Below are 19,444 nucleotides of genomic sequence, written 5' to 3'. Positions count from 1 at the left end.
AATCACTTCACCGGGCTTTTTTTGTTTTGCTAGTCAGCAATTATGCAGTTTCTTCAGTCAACTCTGGTTGTGAGGACTTAGCAATAAAGAACATGCAAACAATCGCTGCAAATGTTGGTAGAACCCAACCCATGCCCACTTCAAATAGCGGCAGCATGTTGAATGCAGACACGTCTAGACCCGCAACTTTTGCAGCATCAATCAATGCAAATAACAGTGATACTAGCAGTACAGAGCGGTAAGCCACTCGTGGGTTTGGAAGCTTGCTACGTACAAACGTTAGCGCAACCAATGCTACTGCTACTGGGTATAGCGCAAACAGAACCGGAACTGATAGAGAAATTAGCTGAGACAGACCAACGTTTGCAATCAGTGCACAAGCCGCACCGTTGATAATAACCCACTGCTTGTAAGTCAGTTTCGTTTTAGAGCTGAAGAAATCTGAACATGCAGAGATAAGACCGATAGCCGTCGTCAAACATGCAAGCAATACGATGATTGAAAGTACAATCTGACCGTAAGGACCAAATAGCGCCTGAACGTATTGGCTCAGCACAGCACCACCGTTGTCTGCGCCTGCTGCAATAGTTGAACTCGTCGCACCTAGGTAGAACAATGAGATGTATACGAACGCAAGACCTGCAGCGGCAATACAGCCAGCACAGATTAGGTATTTTGTCGTTGCTGCACGCTCAGTGATGCCTTTACTGCGAAGTGCGTCCACCATTAGCATACCGAACATCAACGATGCGAACGTATCCATGGTGTTGTAGCCTTCAAGGAAGCCCTTAGTCAATGGTTGAGTTAGGTACTCGCCGTGCGCGCCCATCATTTCGCCTTGTGGGTCAATGAATACCGCAATAGCAAGAACGATAAGACCAAGGAACAGAACTGGCGTTAGCACTTTACCAATCAAATCAATCAAACGACCTTGGAACCAAGCGAAGATCATAGCCACCGCAAAGAACAAGATTGAGAATGATGTTAGATGCGCTTGAGAGGCATCTAGGAAGAATGGTTTCACTGCCATTTCATATGCTACAAGACCTGTACGAGGTGCAGCAAATGCAGGACCAATGATGATGAAGATCAACGCCGCCATCAGCACTGCTGCTTTCTTAGGAAGATCTTGAGTCAAGTGATCCCAAGAGCCGCCTGCCACAGCAATAGCAACGATAGTAATAAGAGGTAGACCTACCGCTGTTAGCAAGAAACCGAACATTGCTGGCATCAGGTGATCACCGGCTAGCTGACCCGCTAGTGGTGGGAAAATGATGTTGCCAGCACCCAAAAAGAACGCAAATAGCATAAAGCCTACTGCGATAATATCTGTTAGTTTTAACGTCTGCTTCACAGATAACCCTTTTTCTCTAATTGATGAATGTTGTGTATGCATCGACCACTTTTTTGTATACCCAAAGTTAATGAGTACCTGTGGTTCAATCTATAAATTTCCGCCGCATAATGACGAAGTACCCATCATTTGGCAACCTTTAAGAAAAAAACACCATATTAATTTAGTTCGTCAACTTAAAAGCAGTGAATATCACTACCTATAGATTTGAGACCAGTTCATTATCTCGATCAAATTGAAATACAATTTAATAACTAACAAGATAACAATCTATACAATTAAGAAACAATAGAGAAATTAACTCTATTATTGAGTAAAAATAAAACAATCATGAAGAGCGAAAAATTTCAGACTAAGGACTTCAAGTTCAAGCAGTTTTCGATTCACGGCGGTGAAAGTGGCATGCCTGTCAGCACTGATGGTGTGATGCTTGGCGCTTGGGCAAATTGCTCACCACAGAGTAAAATTTTGGACATTGGTACAGGCACGGGCTTGCTAGCACTAATGTGCGCACAGCGATTTCCTGCCGCACAGATCACCGCTCTTGATATTGAAACATCGGCGGTAGAAGCAGCGCAGCAAAACTTCACCCTATCCTCTTGGTCCGACAGGCTTCACATCCACCACGCCGATGTATTGCAGTTTGAACCAACACATCGCTTCGAGCACATCATCTGTAATCCGCCCTACTTCAACAGTGGTGAGCAATCGAAGCAAAGCCAACGTGCAACTGCTCGACACACGGATACTTTGCAACACGCTTCATTACTTAAACGCTGTAATGAACTACTCGAAGAAGACGGTACTGCCAGTTTTGTTCTGCCGATTACAGAAGGCGAATTGTTTATTGCCATGGCTAAACAGCAAGGATGGTTCTTATCGCGCATCTGTCGCGTGCAACCATCACAGAAAAAGCCAGTCCACCGTTTACTGTTTGAATTAGCCAAACAAGCTTGTGATACTCAAGAAACGCACTTGATCATTCACTCAAACGAGGGTTATAGCGACGACTTTACTCAGCTAACTCGCGAGTTTTATCTTAAGATGTGAAATAACATGTGATCCTTGTCACCAATCACTTTATAATGTGCGACCTTTTTATATTCTATGCTGCTGTGGCGAACCATTAACCAAGCTTTGCTTGTGGAGAACTCATTGTGATCAGAACCTTTGCTGAACTTGATCTAGACCAAAACCTACTTGAAGCCATTGACGAGATGGGCTACGAACGCCCAACTAAAATTCAGGCAGAAGCGATTCCACAAGCGTTAGATGGTCGTGACATTCTAGCGTCAGCACCAACTGGTACTGGTAAAACGGCAGCATTCGTCCTGCCAGCACTGCAATACCTGCAAGATTTCCCACGTCGTAAACCGGGACCTGCACGTATTCTGATCCTAACCCCAACTCGTGAACTTGCGATGCAGGTAGCGGATCAAGCTCGTGCTTTAGCGAAAAACACCAAGCTAAACATCTTCACCATCACTGGTGGTGTTCAATACCAAGAGCACGCAGATATCCTAGCAACGACGCAAGATATCGTGGTAGCAACACCAGGTCGTCTACGTGAATACATTGACGCAGAACGTTTTGACTGTCGTGCGATTGAATGGCTAATCCTTGATGAAGCAGACCGCATGCTAGACATGGGCTTTGCTCCAACTGTTGACCGTCTGTCTAACGAATGTCGCTGGCGCAAACAAACCCTTCTGTTCTCAGCAACACTAGAAGGCAAAGGCGTAGAGGGTTTCACAGCAGACCTACTGAACGAACCAGCAGAGATCGACGCAAAATCACCACTACGTGAGCGTAAGAAGATCGCACAGTGGTACCATCGTGCTGATGACGCAGAGCATAAACTTGCCCTACTAAAACACATCATCACAGAGCAAGCAGAACGCACTATCGTATTCTTGAAAACTCGCGAGCGTTTAGCAGAGCTTCGTGCCCAGTTAGAGAGCGCACAGATTCCATGTTCTTGGATTCAAGGCGAAATGCCTCAAGATCGTCGTAACAACGCGATTTCTCGCTTCCGTGAAGGCACTGTAAACGTGCTATTAGCGACAGACGTAGCGGCACGCGGTATCGACCTTCCTGACGTATCACACGTAATCAACTACGATATGCCACGCACGGCAGACGTGTACCTTCACCGCATTGGTCGTACGGCTCGTGCAGGTAAGAAAGGTAATGCTATCTCAATCGTAGAAGCGCACGACCAACCAATGATGGATCGCGTTGCTCGTTACGTGAAAGAAGACATCAAAGAACGTTTCGTGAAAGAGATGCGCCCTAAACACAAAAAACCTGTGTTTAAGAAGAAAAAGAAAAAAGACGACAAGAAGAAAGTAGCGAAAAAGAAAACCGCTAAGAAGAAGTAATCACGTCTGATTGATTTCAAATCTAAAAGAGCCGCAATCGCGGCTCTTTTTGTTTTTCATCTATAGTTGATGAGCAGGCAAGGTTTTGTCTTCATAGGCATCAGCGAAGCCATGGTTACGGTCACGGTGCCCCGCTTCATCCTCTCGAATACGCAAAATCACATCTCTTAGCATCGCATCAGTTGGCAGCTTGTAGTAATCAATCGCCAGAGTCGGGGCTGGTACGTTCTCCACTTCCCCGCTATCAATTTTCTCTAGGTACTCAGTGTAGCTGTTACACGCTTCTTCTTCGAAGTAACCAACAACACGGTGAGCGATTTTAGAAGACAGCAGATAGATGAAGCTGTACACAACAATGAAAACACCTTGTCCCAGCAACACCAACAAACGCTCAACCAAACTTGGCTTGGCAATATCGAGGAAAATCATTAGGTGCATGCGCTCGTTCTCAGCCTCATCGAGAAGTTCTCGGATCCAGCCTTCATCATCTTTCATTCGGCGTAGCGCTTTCAAGTGATTGAACATCCCAGCTACCATACCCGGCACGGCTGCGATGGTTTCGAGAATTACCGCTCGTTTCGCGTATTTCTTGCCATAAAAGATGTTCAGAGTGAATTTCAGCAATTTGGTAATACGCAGTGCAACGTACTCCGATAACTTAGAGGCTTTTTTGTGTGTGAGCTTGAAGTCTGACATAGGAGAACTCCTTATTTTTAAAGTTGCATTTAAAATACAACTTTAAACTTTATTACTCAACTATTTTTTAAGATATAAACTTTTTATGTAAAAAAATTGATTAAGATCAGATCGAATAGGCATAAAAAAGCCGGATAACTATCCGGCTTTTTGGCGTACTTTATTTCGCTGAATCATCAACTCGCGATTGACTGACTTCAATCAGTTTTGCTCTTCTCGTTTGAACACTAAGTCTGTTGGTGTCGACTCTTCTTCAACGAAGTAGTAACCCGCAACATCAAACTTAGTGAGGTCAGCAACGCTTTCGATACGGTTTTCGATGATGTAGCGAGCCATCATGCCGCGCGCTTTCTTCGCGTAAAAGCTGATCACCTTATATTGACCATTCTTACAGTCTTTGAAGATAGGCGTGATCACTTGTGCATCCAAATTCTTTGGCTTCACCGCTTTGAAATATTCATTTGATGCAAGGTTAATCAATACGTTGTCGCCTTGCGCAGCAATCGCTTCATTCAGCTTATCGGTAATGACATTACCCCAGAACTGGTAAAGGTTAGATCCCTTGTCGTTTGCCAGCTTAGTGCCCATCTCAAGACGGTATGGCTGCATTAAATCGAGTGGCTTAAGCAGACCGTATAGACCAGATAGCATTCTTAGGTGATCTTGAGCGTAGTCAAAATCAGCGTCAGAAAGGGTTTCCGCTTCAAGACCTGTGTACACATCGCCTTTAAATGCCAAAATGGCTTGGCGTGCATTATCTGTGGTGAAAGTTTCACTCCACTCTTGGAAACGACCAACGTTCAAATCAGCGATTTTGTCGCTCACTTTCATCAGTGATGCAACATCGGCAGGTGTTAATTTACGGCATACCTCGATCAGCGCTTTTGAATAGCTAACCAAGTCAGGTTGAGTAAACTTCTCGGTCGCGAGTGGTGATTCGTAATCGAGCGTTTTAGCTGGAGAAACTACGATGAGCATGACTTTAACTTCCCTAATTCTATTTTCCATTTAGAGTACAAAAAAAGCCATGCATTGTCTGCATGGCTTTTTGAATCGTGTTGATAGCTTTCAACAATGATTGGCAGTGAACATCACTTAGTCTTCTTTTTTCGTGTTGTCCCAAATGCCATCTTCTAGCTGAGACTTCAGCTCAGGGAAGTCATTTGCATCAAACGTCGGCACTTTACCTTCGCTTAGCTGGCGGTTGTAGTCTTTCGCCAGTTTAATCACGATACCAGATAGCAATAGAATCGCCACCAAGTTCACTATCGCCATCAAACCCATTGATACGTCAGCCAGTGACCAAACCACAGGTAGTGATGCTAGCGCACCGAACATAACCATACCCAATACAATGATACGGAAGATGCCTAGACCTGCTTTGTGGTTGTGCTCTAGGAAGATTAGGTTCGTTTCAGCGTATGAGTAGTTCGCAATAATCGAAGTAAATGCGAAGAAGAAGATCGCAACAGCAACAAAGATGCTGCCCCAATCACCAACTTGTGAGCTCAATGCACGCTGAGTTAGCTCAATACCGGTCACTTCCGTTGCTTGACCAACGTACTCACCTGACATAAGGATGATAGCCACTGTCGCAGAACAGATAACAATCGTATCCATGAATACGCCTAGCATCTGAACGTAACCTTGAGATGCAGGGTGCGGTGGATAAGGGGTTGCAGATGCTGCTGCATTTGGTGCAGAACCCATACCAGCTTCGTTCGAAAACAGACCGCGTTTGATACCGTTGATCATCGCTTGTGCGATTGCGTAACCAAGACCACCCGCAGCTGCTTCTTGCAGACCAAATGCGCTCTTGAAGATAAGCATTAGCACATCTGGTAGTTTGTCTAGGTTAGAGAACATCACAAACAACGCTAGTAGTAAGTATGCTAGTGCCATCACTGGAACAATCAGTTCAGCTACTTTCGCAATACGCTTAATACCACCAAAGATAACGACGGCTGACAGTGCTACAACAGCAATACCAACATAAAGGTCATTCCAACCAAATGCAGTGCTCATTGCGTTTGCAATTGAGTTTGCTTGAACGGCATTGAATACCAAACCAAAAGCGATGATTAGGAAAATCGAGAACAGCACGCCCATCCAGCGCATGCCCAAACCTTTTTCCATGTAGTAAGCAGGACCACCGCGGTAGTTGCCATCATCATCTTTGGTTTTGTATAGCTGCGCTAGCGTACTTTCCGCAAACGACGTCGCCATACCAAGCATTGCAATCAACCACATCCAGAAGATTGCACCAGGACCACCTGCTGTCAAAGCAACAGCAACACCCGCCATGTTACCTGTACCTACACGTGCAGCAAGACTAGTACAAAGCGCTTGGAAAGAAGAAATACCAGCTTTGTCTGCTTTACGGCTGTTCTTCAGAACAGAGAACATGTGGCCGAAATGACGGAATTGAATGAATCCCAATCGAACGGTGAAGTAGATTCCTACACCAACAAGAAGATAAACCAGAATCGAGCCCCAAAGGAGATCGTTCATCAAATTGATTAAGTCTGTCATGTGTACCTCAAAGTGAGTTGCGCCGGTCTTTGCTTCCAAGCCATCCACCAGATTGCCTGCTAAGTGTCAAAGTGTGCTTAGCTTTTTGAGTAATGTTTATTGCGCAATCTAGAATCGTAAACGTCGCTTCATGCATCCATTTTACGTACCAGCGTATTTTTTGACGGGCGGATAATGCAGCCTCGAAAAGCAAAAATCAATATGCAACAAGTAAAATAACCTTGTTATTTTTCACTAGAAAGTCACCAAAAGTTAACATAAAAGGAAAACTTAACGCTCACAAACAGCAACATCTTGTTTATCAAATCTCAACATAAATAGCCCTTCCATCATTAACAAAACGCAATACCATTTATTTTTGATGAGGCTAGTTATCACAAGGTATCTGAGAAAAATTTCTTACTCCGCTTTGTTACGATTGGATACATTTTAATCAAAGCGGTGCTATGCAACCTTAGTATTCAAAAATTGAGTAAAATGAGCCCTTCGAATTAACATACCAAATCTCTTCATTTAATCGTTTTCGTGAGTTCGTTCGCTTATTTTTTGTCCACTTCAGATATGTGCAAAATGTGATTCTGTGAGTATTTTTACGCGAAAATGTCATGTTACCGACACAAATGCGAAATATATCATGGTTATTCTCACGCCTATTGTGGTACTTAAAAAGCTCCACAAGGACTGGATATAACAGTTTAGATAGAAAAAGGTAAAGGTGGCTTATGGAAGGCTTTCAACTCGATGACCTATTTGGTCTGGATACTACCTCAACAACCAAGTCTCGCTCAAAACCAGTGAAGCGTAAGTGGCGAGAAATCGAAGAAATGAACGATAGACGCAATTTGCTCAAAGAGCTGCGCGAACTCGATGTCTGCAACGACATCACTCTGGATGACATCAAACTATAATTCGCACAAAAGGCACCTCAATGGTGCCTTTTGTCATTTATAGAGAGGACAAAAGTGGGTGATTTTCATGCTGATTTTATTGGCATGACGCCCATTCTTATCTATTGAGAATTTCCCTCAGTTTTCACTCATATTTTAAACGAGACAATTTCTAAACAATTCCCATCAGACAAGAAAATGACGAAACAAACTACGCACACGCAATCGATTACTTCGTCATTTTTATGTTTTAGACAAACTCAGCGTCGTTCTGACGCACTCGATCAGCAAGTTGCTTGTAGCGATCTGCAATAGTATTACCAAACACAGGATCGTCCTCGTTCTCATGCCATAGGCTTTCAACATATTGCCAGTCTTGCGAAGTGAACAACTCTTCAATTAGAGGTAAGATTTGGCGCTCTTCTAGCTCCAGATGGCGCTTTTGCGTCACGATGAAGTCTTCAAGCTGAGCAACGAACATATCTTGAGGGACAACAGCATCCTGCAAAATCATCTCAATCAACATTGAAAACGCTTTGGTTTTGTCCGCCAGATCTTGATGTTCCTGTTCCAAGTTTTCCATGGTCTTTTGCTGACCATAATGCTCTAGGAAGTAGCGATAGAGAATGTCTTCTTTAGGATGGTGAATTTTTTCTGAATGGTTAGAAAGATAATCCACGATCTCACTCACCAACGCATAGTTGATAGCGCGTTCTTGTTTAATCTCATTCAATTTGTGGCGCAGTATTGCCAGCAGACGGACCATATAGCCGTGTTCGCGTCGAATTCTTTCGATCATCATAGCGTCTCTCCTTAACACCTACTTTTAATAAGTGTATATGAGAAAGCGAAAACCTGACTCGACGGTGTTCAAAAAAACAGCGATCGTGATGTCACGATCGCTGTACTGATTGCTCTCTCCTTATATAAGAGGAAAGTGCACTTTACACCGCCATTGGTAGGTGCCAATTGATGACCTCTTTGCCTTGCTGAGAGAGGATCTGGTTCGCTTGTGAAAATGGTTTGCTACCAAAGAAACCTCGGTGAGCAGACAACGGTGATGGATGCGGTGCCGTTAACACATAGTGTTTGTTACGATCGATAAAGCGACCTTTCTTCTGCGCGTGTGAGCCCCACAGCAGGAACACCACACCTTGTTGATGCTGGTTAATCGCTTCAATTACGCGGTCAGTAAAGGTTTCCCAGCCCGTTTTTGAGTGCGAGTGTGCTTTGCCCTGCTCTACCGTCAATACGGTATTTAGTAGCAACACACCTTGCTCTGCCCAGCTTTGCAAAAAACCATGTTGAGGAATTTGAAAACCTTCGATATCTTGCGCCAACTCTTTGTACATATTCACCAAAGACGGTGGCGTTTTAATGCCGGGCAACACAGAGAAACACAAACCATGCGCTTGATTAGGACCGTGGTAAGGGTCTTGCCCCAGAATCACTACTTTAACGTTTTTGAACTCGGTAAAACGAAACGCATTAAATACGTCTTTCGCTGGCGGATAAATGGCTTTGCCTGCCGCTCGTTCTGCTTCAACAAAATTCAAAGTATCGACAAAGTAGCTCTGCTCTTTCTCTTCGCCGATCACATCGTGCCAAGTGGGTAACTGATTCATGGAAAGTTCCTGTCCTAATGTTTCCCTCTATTCTAACGAGCGAAACTCAAACAAACAAAAACTTACCACCAGCTTGAGACGGCTTCTCAAAAACTGATGAACAGACAATCCGTCTTGACCTTGCTGGTTTGGCTAAACCCAAAGTAACCAATACTAATAATGATGACGCTAATTACGCTGCGGCGTTCGAAAGTGTCCTTGTCCTGATATATGGCGGTTTGGAGTAGGTAAACGTAATACTCGTCGAGAGTGTGTCGCTGGGATAAAAGAAACTGGTCGAGACATATTGTCATCCTCCTAACTAGCTTCGCCTAACTACAACGTTGAGTTCAGGCGTTTAAAACAAGCGCATAACCGCTCAATGGTTTTAGCTAAGAAAGAAGGATGCCAACTTTGCCATCCCGTTAGGAATTAACCATTTCTTCCATGTGGAATTGGCGTAAGGTGTTGATTTCTTGCTGCCAAATATCTGGGTCAATTGTTTCTAAAATCAGAGGGATACCATCAAAACGTGGATCTTTAGCGATGTACTCAAAACAGTTCCAGCCAATCTCGCCTTTGCCTAATGAGTGGTGACGGTCAACCTTGCTAGCGAATTCGACTTTTGAATCATTTAGATGCATTGCTCTTAAATAGTGCATGCCTACGATACGATCGAACTCAGCAAAGGTATGCTCACAATCCTCTTTAGTACGCAGATCGTAACCTGCGGTAAACGTGTGGCAAGTATCGAGGCACACACCAACACGTTCTTTGTCTTCCACTTGATCGATGATTTCAGCCAAATGCTCAAACTTCCAGCCTAAGTTAGTGCCTTGTCCTGCCGTGTTCTCAATCACAGCGATCACATTCGGCACTGCTTTGTGCGCGAGGTTGATCGACTCGGCGATCGTCGCCAAACACTCCTGTTCCGACACTTTCTTTAAGTGGCTACCAGGGTGGAAGTTGAGCAAGGTTAAACCTAATTGGTTACAACGCTCCATCTCATCAATAAATGCCGCGCGGGATTTATTCAGCTTTTCTTCTTCTGGAGCGCCCAAGTTAATCAGATAAGAGTCATGGGGAAGAATGTGTTCGGCGCCGAAACCAAGCATTTTGCAGTTTGCTTTGAACGCACTAATAGTTTTTTCTTCGAGTGGTTTTGCAACCCATTGACGTTGGTTCTTAGTAAACAGAGCAAACGCATTCGCACCAATTTCACGAGCACGAAGAGGCGCTTGATCAACCCCTCCAGCCGCAGATACGTGAGCACCAATAAATTTGTTTCCAAACTTGTTTTTCATGTTTGTCATTTAATCACTTTAGACTTTCAGGATGACTACCTAAATACAGGCAGTTGCGTTACCAAGGTTAATTTTTGAGCTCATTTTGTAGTAAATTTACAACAAAATTAACTTTTAAATATTTTTTATATTATCAAATAAATTGTAAATAGTATGTTTTCAAACGTTTTATTGATTTAACTCAAGAAAATCACCTTCAAAAAATTAAGGTTTTTGGTTGTTTTTTGACTTAAATCAATATTAAAATAATGGATATTGGCTATATAATACTTAGCTCGACAAAAATTCGAAAATTAACACCAATAATCACCACGTAAGTGGTCTAGGAGATAGTGATGATCCAAGGTATCCAAATTACTAAAGCAGCTAACGACGAACTACTAAACTCAATCTGGCTACTAGATAGCGAGAAGAACGAAGCGCGTTGTGTTGCTGCAGCATCAACTTACGAAGCAGACCAAGTTATCGCAATCAGCGACCTAGGTGAATACGAAAGCCGTGAAGTAGCGATCGAAACTGCTCCTCGCATCGAAGGTGGTCAACACCTAAACGTGAACGTTCTTAAACGTGAAACTCTAGAAGATGCAGTTGCACACCCAGAGAACTACCCACAGCTAACTATCCGTGTTTCTGGTTACGCAGTACGTTTCAACTCGCTAACTCCAGAACAGCAACGTGACGTAATCGCTCGTACTTTTACTGAGTCTCTATAATCTCTCAGTAAACTAGTTTGCTAGAATTTAAAAAGCTTGGTCAGCAATGACCAAGCTTTTTTTGTTTCTGGATCCTTCGAAACCCTTCCGATAGTAAAAAGCAACTCGCCTTCAAGGTGCATTTCTTTGCGAAGGATCTTTCTGAAACGCTTGTGCCAACGAGGTTGGATCAAGCCTATCTCTTTGCAGTGACGCCCCTTCTGCCCACCAAATCAGTTGATGCAGGGTGCGATTCATATAACTGTCCCACTGCGCCTGCTCCGACTCATTCGCAGCCACACCGTGCTCATCAAATACCTCTTGTGCTTTCGGAATGTGGATCATTGCCGACACAGGCAAGCACCCCAACTCGGATAAGAAAGTACGCATCGACACTGCAGCACGAGCACCACCCCATTGCCCGGCAGAGTAGGTCACGATAGCACTTGGCTTATAGGAAAACAGCGAACTGCCAAAGTGATTAAGCATGTTTGCCAAAGCTGGGCTCATCGAATGGTTGTATTCCGGGCTAACCATCACATACCCATCGGCCTGTTTGATTTTGTCTGCCAACTCACTTAGGTGCTGCGGCACTTTAGAGCGGTGATAAGCAAACTCGGGCTTAAACACATCGCCAAAGTCATAGTTCAATGGGTCGATGATTTCGACAGTATGTTGCGAATGCTGACTCACGATGAGTTTTTCACACGCTAAACTGACTCGCATACCTAAACGGGCTGGTCGTGGTGGCGTGCTGTCTCTCACTGAGCCAAGAAAAATCAAAAAATGCATGCTTCTCTTTCCATCTCATTCGGTTAAGTTCGTTTCTCAAGAATAAAGAGAGTTAAAACTTATCGGCAATAAAAAAGGTGAATGATTACTCATCCACCTCTCGCTATTTCTGTTTTGGTGCTTGCTGTGCTTTTGAAGCTTACTGCACGCGGCGCAGTACTTGTTTCAATGCGTCAAAGTCTGCGTCGAGATCTTCTGATAACAGTTCCATCGCAGCGTGCTTCGCTAACGGTGCAGGAAGGTCAATGTCAGATTGCAGAATGTCATCCACCACTTCTTTGAACTTCGCAGGGTGTGCAGTACATAGGAACAGACCGGTCTCACCATCTTGCAGTTGCTCTTCAAGAACACGGTAAGCAATCGCACCGTGCGGTTCACACAGGTAACCTAAAGCATGTAAGTCTTTCACTGACTGAGCGCTTTGCTCATCAGATACAGCACCTTTTCCTAGCGTCTCCAAGCCCCACTCTTTCACGCGACACAACTCTTCGATACGAGGCCAGTTGTTTGGTTGACTCACGTCCATCGCGTTCGATGTCGTTGCGACCGTTGGTTTTGGCTCCCACTTACCCGTTTGTAGGTAACGCGGTACCGTGTCATTAGCATTAGTTGCAGCGATAAAACGTTTGATAGGCAGACCCAGTGCTTTTGCCAGTAGACCAGCAGTTAGGTTACCAAAGTTACCACTTGGTACAGACACGACTAGGTTTTCACGCTCTTGCTTACTCATTTGCGCGGCAGCTTCAAAGTAGTAACAGATTTGTGCCATCAAGCGGCTGATGTTGATTGAGTTTGCAGAGTTCAGACCGATCTCTTCACGCAATGCCGAATCATCAAAAGCTTGCTTAACCAGAGCCTGACACGCGTCGAAGTCACCATCGATCGCGACAGTGTGAATGTTTTTACCAAGCGTACAGAATAGCTTTTCTTGCAGTGGGCTGATCTTGCCTTTCGGGTAAAGAATCACAACGTTGATGTCTTCCATACCGTAGAAAGCATGCGCAACGGCTGCGCCAGTATCGCCAGAAGTTGCAGTCAGAATGGTGATCTTGCCGCCGTCCGAAACGGCTGCAAGAGATTGCGCCATAAAGCGACCACCAAAGTCTTTAAATGCAAGCGTTGGACCATGGAACAGTTCCAGAGCGTAAACACCGTCTTTCACTTGATTAATTGGCGCAGGGAATTGGAATGCAGCGTCAACCAATGCGTTAACTTGCTCTTCCGCCAGCTCATCACCAATCAGTGCAGATAGGATTTTCGTGCTACGAGAGACAAAGTCTTCTGCCAGTAGCGCATCAACGTCTTCAAATTTTGGTAGTTCCGATGGGAAAAATAGACCTTGGTTACGACCTAACCCTTGGCGAACGGCTTGACCAAAGGAAACTTGTTCATCATTTTCTTTTATATTGTAAAGCTTCATAGCTCACTTCCTGTTACTTTCGAACCCTGCTTATCTAAACGACAAACGTGGACGAATCCTTCTTCGTTTTGTACGTAGTTCTGTTCTAACCAGCGAGCAACTCGCTCAGCGACATCTTTCTCTTTGCAAATACTGAACAGTGTCGGACCACTGCCAGAAATACCGGTTGCCAATGCACCCGCAGACGCTGCGTATTGACGTGCATTTGCAAAACCCGGAAGCAGTTTCTCACGATACGGTTCTGCGATCACGTCTTTGATCATTTTTGCAGCAAGTTCTGGCTGACCAGAATGACACGCATGAATAAAGCCCGCAAGATGGCGACCATGAGCAATGATATCTTGTCGGCGATATTGAGATGGTAGGATCTCACGCGCTTCTGCTGTTGATACTTTGATACCCGGATATGCCATCACCCAGAACCAATCATCAAAGCAAGGCACTTCTTGGCTGATGATACCCAACTCTTCAAGCATCAATTGCACACCGCCAAGGTAACACGGTGCGACGTTATCGTAGTGAATACCACCAGAGATCTTACCTTCCATTTCTCCCATCAGCGCCAGTAACTCTGTCTCGTTAAGCGGCTGACCATGGAATCGGTTCAATGCATCTAATGCAGCAACGATAGAACATGCACTTGAGCCTAATCCAGAGCCGATTGGCATGTTCTTTTCTAGTGTCATTTCAAGTGGCTTTAGCTCGACGCCTTTCTTGTCTAGCTCGCGAGCAAACACTACCCAACAATCGTAAACGATGTTCTCTTTTGGCTCAGTTGGTAGCTTCTCAACAAAATCACCAGCCGTCTTTAGGCTGAACGGCTCAGCCCCAGATTTAACCAATACACGGTCACCCAATAGTGTGCCATCAACTGGGGACACCGCCGCCCCCAGAACATCAAAACCAACGCTTACATTACCAATTGATGCTGGGGCGTAGACCACTACATCCATATCACTTGAACTCATTGTCGTTATACCCCTAGCTTCCAACCTAAAGTACGCATCACATCCGAGAATACGCCCGCAGCCGTAACCTCAGTACCTGCACCGTAACCACGCAATACCAGTGGAATTGGTTGGTAGTAGCGGCTGTAGAATGCCAGTGCGTTTTCACCATCTTTGATCTTAAACATCGGATCATTTTCATCTACGGCAGCAATGCTTACCGTGCATTTACCATCAACAATTTCACCTACATAACGCAGCACTTTGCCCTCTTCCGCCGCTTTAGCTGACAGCTCTTTAAAGTATGCGTCCGCCTCTGGTAAACGTTCCATGAACTCTTCAACGCTGCCTGAGTCGTCAAAACCTGGTGGCAGAGCTTGATCAACCACAACGTCTTCTAGTTCTAGGGACATACCAGCTTCACGAGCAAGGATAAGTAGCTTACGCGCAACGTCCATACCCGATAGATCATCACGAGGGTCAGGCTCGGTAAAGCCGTTTTGCTTGGCGATGTTGGTTGCTTCACTTAGGCTCATGCCTTCGTCTAACTTGCCGAAGATGTAAGAAAGAGAGCCAGAAAGGATGCCGCTGAAGCGCTCTAGTTCATCACCTGCTGAGATTAAGTTTTGTAGGTTTTCGATTACCGGTAGACCTGCACCTACGGTTGTTTCATACATCAGCTTACGACGAGAGCTGCGCGCAACATCGCGAAGTTGATGGTAGTAGGCCATGCTTGCTGTGTTTGCTTTCTTGTTTGGCGTGACTACGTGGAAACCTGCTGCTAGGAAGTCTGCGTATTGATTCGCGATATCTTCACTTGAAGTACAGTCAACCAATACTGGGTTGATGATGTGGTTGCGTTGCACTAAAGAAATCAGACGCGCTAGGCTGAACTCTTCTGTCGCTGCCGACATACGGTCACGCCAATGCTCCAGTGGCAGCCCTTCACTATCAAGTAGAAGACCTTTACTGTTTGCTAAGCCGCATACGCGAATCACAATGCCTTTTTCCGCAAGCTTCGCTTGTTGACGCTCGATCTGATCCACTAGTTCACCACCAACGCCGCCAATACCAACCACGAATACATCTAAGAAGTGCTTAGAGTTGAATAGGTTCTCGTGACAAGCTTTGATCGCTTCAGAGATTTTATCTTCAGGAATCACAGCTGAGATTGCACGCTCAGATGAGCCCTGTGCAATAGCTACAATGTTTACGTTCACTTCAGCAAGAGATGAGAAGAAACGAGATGCAACACCGCGTGATGTACGCATACCGTCACCCACAAGTGTCACAATAGAAACATCATCAATGAACTCGACTGGTTCAAGTAGACCGTCTTTTAGTTCAAGTTCAAACGCATCCGCCAATACTTGTTGTGCTTTTGCTTTGTCTTGCGCTTCGATACAGAAGCTGATGCTGTACTCAGAAGAGGATTGAGTGATCAGAACGATAGACACACCGGCTGATGACATTGCACCAAATACTCGGCTTGCCATGCCAACCATACCCTTCATACCAGGACCAGACACGTTAACCATCGTTAGGTCGTTCAGCGTCGTGATGCCTTTGATTGCGAGGTTATCTTCGCCAGTGTCTTGACCAATCAGCGTACCTGCCCCTTGTGGGTTAAAGCTGTTTTTGATCAGACAAGGAATATGGAATTGTGCGATTGGTGCGATGGTTTTCGGATGCAGAACGGATGCGCCAAAGTAAGAAAGCTCCATCGCTTCTTGGTAGCTCAGTGATTTAAGAAGACGAGCATCTTCCACCAAACGAGGGTCACAGTTGTAAACACCATCAACGTCAGTCCAAATTTCACAGCAATCTGCGCGCAGACACGCTGCAAGAACCGCAGCAGAGTAGTCAGAGCCATTACGACCAAGTGTTACTAACTCACCTTTCTCATTACCTGCGGTAAAACCAGGCATGATATTTACGTGACCTTGAGGAAGAGGATTTTGGCGGAAGTTCTGAGTAGAGACTTCAACATCGACCATCGCTTCTAGGTGGTCGCCTTTTGCGTATAGATACTCGACTGGGTCGATAAGATGCGCAGGTTGCCCTTTCGCTTCTAATACCGCTTTCATCAACTGAATCGAGACGCGCTCACCTTTACTAATGATGCGTGCGTTGACGTTGTTTGGGCACATACCAAGAAGATTGATGCCATGAACGAATTGGCGAAGCTGAGAAAGTGAAGTTTTTACTTGGTTGTCAAATGCAGCACCATCGATGTTTGGCAATACATTTTGGATATCTAAAAATAATGCTTTGAACGAAGCTTCAAGTTCATTGATTTGCAACTCAGCTTCACCATTGCGAAGTGCACCTTCAATCACCGCGACCAGTTTATTGGTCGTTTTGCCTGGTGCTGAAAGTACCACTGCGACTTCTTCTTGCTGCGCATTGTTGGCGATGATATCCGCCGCTCTTAGAAAGCGATCTGCATCCGCTAATGATGAGCCGCCAAACTTTAATACTCGCATCCCTTCCTCCGATGTATCTTCTTAGATCTGTCTAAATTCTTTATAAAAAAGCATAAAAAAAGGCCTGTATCTTGTTGGATACAGGCCTTTCTTGTGAATTTCTTTCGCTCAGCAGCCTGCCCCAACATTGGTCGTGTCGGTAATAATAATGGTTGTGGTCATTACTACTTGGCTGTGAGATGTCATAAATAAATATTCAACGATAGTTGTGTGTTTTCTTAACTCTACGTTTACCGAGTTTCCGAAACAGAGTCAACAAAAAATTGTGTATTTTCCGGCCTTGTAGAGATTTCTGCTGCGCAATGTCGTTGATATTTAAGTGTAATTACAATGAGTTAGTCTGCTTACGATTTTATTCTTTTTTTTCAGTCATTCGCTCATGGTTCTTACAGATCCATTAGGATGAAGATCCTATGTAAGATCTTGATGCAAATATGCACAATCGAAAACTGATCTTTGCAGGTTCTATTTAACAACAACTTAACTGTGATCAAGGTTCCTAGGATCGAATTAAGTGGGAAATAAATGAGCTGGCTTTCATATTCTATGCTTTAATAGTGAGAAGCTTTTAGCACATACTAATAACAAAGTTAGACACAAGGAGTGGTCACATGAAAAAATGGATTTTTCTGTTGCTATTCGCCGTGCCTAGCGTTTGTCTTGCTAACGATCTTCCGCCTCTTCCAGGCAAAACTTCTTCGTCTCCACACAAGCTTTTCATCTCTAGTGAAAACTATCAAACAGATAGCTTCGATGTATGGAACATAGATGGTGGTTACTCATACGAGCTGTTTGATTCCGTTGATCTTTACGTTGGTGCGCGAGTCAACAACTCGCCAACAAAAAACCAAAGCGGTTTTCTTAGTGGGATCAGTTATCACTTCAATGATCGAGTAACAGTGAAAAGTACTGTTAGATCTTATAAAGCTGAAACGGCGGAAGGTATCCGAGAAGAAGACAGTAGCCTTGCTGCTGAAGTTTCAAGTCGCGTGAAAATCACCGAGAATTTGGATCTTCACGCCACTCTAGATTACCAAGATTGGCAACAAGGCTTCGAAGTAGGATTAGGTTTCCGCTTCTAGAAGTCCAGCGCTTCTTTCGAAATCAAAACCCCATTCCAGTCTGCGTAAACATAGTGTTTTGGCTGCACGATTTGGTTTTGCATCGTCAATGTCACGTTGACTTCTCCCACGCCACGTTTCTCTGTTTTAAACGGGCATGTACCCAAAGCTTGAACACCAATATCCATTTGTGACATTTGTGCCACATCGCGAATCGCACCGTAAACAATAATGCCTTCCCAACCATTTTCGATACCGAGAATCGCGAGCTGATCACCTAGCAACGCTTTTTGACATGAGCCGTGTCCATCAACAATCAGCACTTTTCCAGTGCCATCTTCGTTCAGTACTTCGCGTACTTTGGAGTTATCGTGGTAACAACGTACAGTGACAATCTCGCCATGAAAGGCCGTGCGTTGACCAAAGTTCTGCAATGGTAAGCTAAGCAGGATGACTTGGTCCTCAAACTGGTCACAAATGTCTGGTGTTATGTCTCTCATATTTCCTCCGTGAATTGTCTCACCTAAGCTGAAGCTCAGATAAGTAGTATCCTTCTAGACGAGTCGCGGCTGTATTGTTCCTAGCTTGTGCAAAACTTCAGGTTCTGAACAAGCAATCAAGTAAAGCTCGTCATCAATGACGTAATAAATCGCGTTTTGTTGAAATTGATTCGCCAGGTCTATTGCGGCTTGCGGTGTTAACTCAGCAGCATAGCTCTCTTCAAACCATTCAAATGTCTGATCGCCAACCGTGACAGGCACGTATTTAACGTGGTTTAATTGTTGTTCGAGTTTATGATTACTTATGCAGTTCTCTTCTTTTGACCGCAGATTACTGTAAGGGTTCCAAGCAGTTATCACCGCGTAGTTGGTTACCTCCCATTCAGCGTGAAAACGGAAGAAAGACTCTGAATAAGCATTCCATAACGATGCGTCTATGTTCGTATTACTTTTTTCTATCATAACTCTTAAACGATTAATAACAGTTACATTTCATCAATTGATGTAAATCAACAAACTGAATGGAATTAACATTTGAGCATTGTTAGCATGCTGTTAACAATATAAAATCCGCTCCATATCTTAGGGTGTTTACGTTTCAGGCTCCGTAATTACAGGGAATTGAAAGGTAAACAAGCCCTATAGAATAAACGTCGCCATCGGATACTGGTGAGTTGGCAAAATTCCAAGGAAGGCGGATAACTGAAAGAAGTGTTTTTTTGATCAACTTGATTTATTATCAAAATCACATTACCTGTATGTTATATTTTTGCCTAGAATTTATTCTA

The 19,444-nt window shown here is 44.3% G+C and carries 18 protein-coding genes and 1 other annotated feature; of the genes, 5 read left to right on the top strand and 13 right to left on the bottom strand.

Features of this window, described 5'->3' with window-relative positions; genetic code table 11:
• Positions 1-40 precede the first annotated feature (40 nt).
• The gene (gene brnQ / locus OH459_RS21615; protein ID WP_009697628.1) at positions 41-1,354 is read right to left on the bottom strand and encodes a branched-chain amino acid transport system II carrier protein; all 1,314 of its coding nucleotides are present in this window, start codon (positions 1,352-1,354) and stop codon (positions 41-43) included.
• A gap of 330 nt (positions 1,355-1,684) precedes the next feature.
• Between brnQ and OH459_RS21610 the strand changes: the two genes are divergently transcribed.
• Positions 1,685-2,404, top strand: a complete 720-nt coding sequence (locus tag OH459_RS21610) for a tRNA1(Val) (adenine(37)-N6)-methyltransferase (protein WP_009700497.1) — start codon at positions 1,685-1,687, stop codon at positions 2,402-2,404.
• 107 nt (positions 2,405-2,511) lie between these two features.
• Positions 2,512-3,735 carry an ATP-dependent RNA helicase SrmB gene (srmB, locus tag OH459_RS21605; RefSeq protein ID WP_005447883.1) on the top strand — a complete coding sequence of 408 codons (1,224 nt, stop codon included), beginning with the start codon at positions 2,512-2,514 and terminating at the stop codon, positions 3,733-3,735.
• Between the two features lie 60 nt (positions 3,736-3,795).
• Here srmB and OH459_RS21600 read toward each other — a convergent pair whose 3' ends face one another.
• The 3 genes from OH459_RS21600 to OH459_RS21590 all read right to left on the bottom strand — a co-directional run bounded on the left by OH459_RS21600 (position 3,796) and on the right by OH459_RS21590 (position 6,963).
• Positions 3,796-4,431, bottom strand: coding sequence for an alternative oxidase (locus OH459_RS21600; protein WP_005447882.1), 636 nt, complete (start codon positions 4,429-4,431; stop codon positions 3,796-3,798).
• A gap of 201 nt (positions 4,432-4,632) precedes the next feature.
• Complete coding sequence (gene yaaA, locus OH459_RS21595) at positions 4,633-5,409, bottom strand: peroxide stress protein YaaA (protein ID WP_005447880.1); 777 nt, start codon at positions 5,407-5,409, stop codon at positions 4,633-4,635.
• A 117-nt stretch (positions 5,410-5,526) separates the two neighbouring features.
• The gene (locus OH459_RS21590; RefSeq protein ID WP_005447878.1) at positions 5,527-6,963 is read right to left on the bottom strand and encodes an alanine/glycine:cation symporter family protein; all 1,437 of its coding nucleotides are present in this window, start codon (positions 6,961-6,963) and stop codon (positions 5,527-5,529) included.
• A gap of 722 nt (positions 6,964-7,685) precedes the next feature.
• Between OH459_RS21590 and OH459_RS21585 the strand changes: the two genes are divergently transcribed.
• Positions 7,686-7,871, top strand: coding sequence for a DUF3545 family protein (locus OH459_RS21585; RefSeq protein ID WP_005447876.1), 186 nt, complete (start codon positions 7,686-7,688; stop codon positions 7,869-7,871).
• A 229-nt stretch (positions 7,872-8,100) separates the two neighbouring features.
• Here the strand turns inward: OH459_RS21585 and OH459_RS21580 are convergent, their stop codons facing one another.
• From OH459_RS21580 to nfo, 3 genes are all read right to left on the bottom strand, one after another.
• On the bottom strand, positions 8,101-8,652 hold the full coding sequence (locus tag OH459_RS21580) for a hemerythrin domain-containing protein (protein ID WP_005447874.1): 552 nt from the start codon (positions 8,650-8,652) through the stop codon (positions 8,101-8,103).
• 142 nt (positions 8,653-8,794) lie between these two features.
• The gene (gene ung / locus OH459_RS21575) at positions 8,795-9,475 is read right to left on the bottom strand and encodes a uracil-DNA glycosylase (protein WP_269988673.1); all 681 of its coding nucleotides are present in this window, start codon (positions 9,473-9,475) and stop codon (positions 8,795-8,797) included.
• A gap of 404 nt (positions 9,476-9,879) precedes the next feature.
• Positions 9,880-10,767 carry a deoxyribonuclease IV gene (nfo, locus tag OH459_RS21570; RefSeq protein ID WP_061007748.1) on the bottom strand — a complete coding sequence of 296 codons (888 nt, stop codon included), beginning with the start codon at positions 10,765-10,767 and terminating at the stop codon, positions 9,880-9,882.
• A 326-nt stretch (positions 10,768-11,093) separates the two neighbouring features.
• Between nfo and grcA the strand changes: the two genes are divergently transcribed.
• A complete protein-coding gene (gene grcA / locus OH459_RS21565) occupies positions 11,094-11,471 on the top strand; it encodes an autonomous glycyl radical cofactor GrcA (RefSeq protein ID WP_005434930.1) in 378 nt (125 codons plus the stop codon).
• Positions 11,472-11,582: 111 nt separating this feature from the next.
• On the opposite strand, the gene OH459_RS21560 is transcribed toward grcA, so the two are convergent.
• The 4 genes from OH459_RS21560 to thrA all read right to left on the bottom strand — a co-directional run bounded on the left by OH459_RS21560 (position 11,583) and on the right by thrA (position 17,095).
• Complete coding sequence (locus OH459_RS21560; protein ID WP_047512476.1) at positions 11,583-12,242, bottom strand: NADPH-dependent FMN reductase; 660 nt, start codon at positions 12,240-12,242, stop codon at positions 11,583-11,585.
• A gap of 139 nt (positions 12,243-12,381) precedes the next feature.
• Positions 12,382-13,662, bottom strand: a complete 1,281-nt coding sequence (gene thrC, locus OH459_RS21555) for a threonine synthase (RefSeq protein ID WP_009702444.1) — start codon at positions 13,660-13,662, stop codon at positions 12,382-12,384.
• The gene (gene thrB / locus OH459_RS21550) at positions 13,659-14,615 is read right to left on the bottom strand and encodes a homoserine kinase (protein WP_005447861.1); all 957 of its coding nucleotides are present in this window, start codon (positions 14,613-14,615) and stop codon (positions 13,659-13,661) included. The genes thrC and thrB overlap by 4 nt, the downstream gene beginning before the upstream one ends.
• Before the next feature lie 20 nt (positions 14,616-14,635).
• Positions 14,636-17,095: a bifunctional aspartate kinase/homoserine dehydrogenase I gene (gene thrA, locus OH459_RS21545; protein ID WP_269988670.1), complete on the bottom strand. Its 2,460-nt coding sequence runs from the start codon at positions 17,093-17,095 to the stop codon at positions 14,636-14,638.
• A 53-nt stretch (positions 17,096-17,148) separates the two neighbouring features.
• Positions 17,149-17,265, bottom strand: a sequence feature (Thr leader region).
• Positions 17,266-17,706: 441 nt separating this feature from the next.
• On the opposite strand from thrA, the gene OH459_RS21540 reads away from it, so the two are divergent.
• Positions 17,707-18,177 carry a hypothetical protein gene (locus OH459_RS21540; RefSeq protein WP_005447857.1) on the top strand — a complete coding sequence of 157 codons (471 nt, stop codon included), beginning with the start codon at positions 17,707-17,709 and terminating at the stop codon, positions 18,175-18,177.
• On the opposite strand, the gene OH459_RS21535 is transcribed toward OH459_RS21540, so the two are convergent.
• Together OH459_RS21535 and OH459_RS21530 are read right to left on the bottom strand one after the other, a co-directional pair.
• The gene (locus tag OH459_RS21535; RefSeq protein WP_005447855.1) at positions 18,174-18,656 is read right to left on the bottom strand and encodes a putative 4-hydroxy-4-methyl-2-oxoglutarate aldolase; all 483 of its coding nucleotides are present in this window, start codon (positions 18,654-18,656) and stop codon (positions 18,174-18,176) included. The two genes, OH459_RS21540 and OH459_RS21535, sit on opposite strands and share 4 nt — an antisense overlap.
• Positions 18,657-18,710: 54 nt before the next feature.
• Positions 18,711-19,118, bottom strand: a complete 408-nt coding sequence (locus tag OH459_RS21530; RefSeq protein WP_005447853.1) for a DUF3293 domain-containing protein — start codon at positions 19,116-19,118, stop codon at positions 18,711-18,713.
• Positions 19,119-19,444 lie beyond the last annotated feature (326 nt).

Source organism: Vibrio sp. MM46 (genome assembly GCF_027587135.1).
GTDB classification, from domain to species: domain Bacteria; phylum Pseudomonadota; class Gammaproteobacteria; order Enterobacterales; family Vibrionaceae; genus Vibrio; species Vibrio harveyi.
Note: the sequence above shows the minus strand (reverse complement) of the source record. Positions and strands in the feature narration are given on the sequence as shown.

What these genes read in the sequence shown, in the direction of transcription:
- OH459_RS21610 (WP_009700497.1), top strand. Translation starts at nt 1,685, where the DNA reads ATGAAGAGCGAAAAATTTCAGACTAAGGACTTCAAGTTCAAGCAGTTT.
- OH459_RS21600 (WP_005447882.1), bottom strand. Translation starts at nt 4,431, where the DNA reads ATGTCAGACTTCAAGCTCACACACAAAAAAGCCTCTAAGTTATCGGAG.
- yaaA (WP_005447880.1), bottom strand. Translation starts at nt 5,409, where the DNA reads ATGCTCATCGTAGTTTCTCCAGCTAAAACGCTCGATTACGAATCACCA.
- OH459_RS21590 (WP_005447878.1), bottom strand. Translation starts at nt 6,963, where the DNA reads ATGACAGACTTAATCAATTTGATGAACGATCTCCTTTGGGGCTCGATT.
- OH459_RS21585 (WP_005447876.1), top strand. Translation starts at nt 7,686, where the DNA reads ATGGAAGGCTTTCAACTCGATGACCTATTTGGTCTGGATACTACCTCA.
- OH459_RS21580 (WP_005447874.1), bottom strand. Translation starts at nt 8,652, where the DNA reads ATGATGATCGAAAGAATTCGACGCGAACACGGCTATATGGTCCGTCTG.
- ung (WP_269988673.1), bottom strand. Translation starts at nt 9,475, where the DNA reads ATGAATCAGTTACCCACTTGGCACGATGTGATCGGCGAAGAGAAAGAG.
- nfo (WP_061007748.1), bottom strand. Translation starts at nt 10,767, where the DNA reads ATGACAAACATGAAAAACAAGTTTGGAAACAAATTTATTGGTGCTCAC.
- grcA (WP_005434930.1), top strand. Translation starts at nt 11,094, where the DNA reads ATGATCCAAGGTATCCAAATTACTAAAGCAGCTAACGACGAACTACTA.
- OH459_RS21560 (WP_047512476.1), bottom strand. Translation starts at nt 12,242, where the DNA reads ATGCATTTTTTGATTTTTCTTGGCTCAGTGAGAGACAGCACGCCACCA.
- thrC (WP_009702444.1), bottom strand. Translation starts at nt 13,662, where the DNA reads ATGAAGCTTTACAATATAAAAGAAAATGATGAACAAGTTTCCTTTGGT.
- thrB (WP_005447861.1), bottom strand. Translation starts at nt 14,615, where the DNA reads ATGGATGTAGTGGTCTACGCCCCAGCATCAATTGGTAATGTAAGCGTT.
- thrA (WP_269988670.1), bottom strand. Translation starts at nt 17,095, where the DNA reads ATGCGAGTATTAAAGTTTGGCGGCTCATCATTAGCGGATGCAGATCGC.
- OH459_RS21540 (WP_005447857.1), top strand. Translation starts at nt 17,707, where the DNA reads ATGAAAAAATGGATTTTTCTGTTGCTATTCGCCGTGCCTAGCGTTTGT.
- OH459_RS21535 (WP_005447855.1), bottom strand. Translation starts at nt 18,656, where the DNA reads ATGAGAGACATAACACCAGACATTTGTGACCAGTTTGAGGACCAAGTC.
- OH459_RS21530 (WP_005447853.1), bottom strand. Translation starts at nt 19,118, where the DNA reads ATGATAGAAAAAAGTAATACGAACATAGACGCATCGTTATGGAATGCT.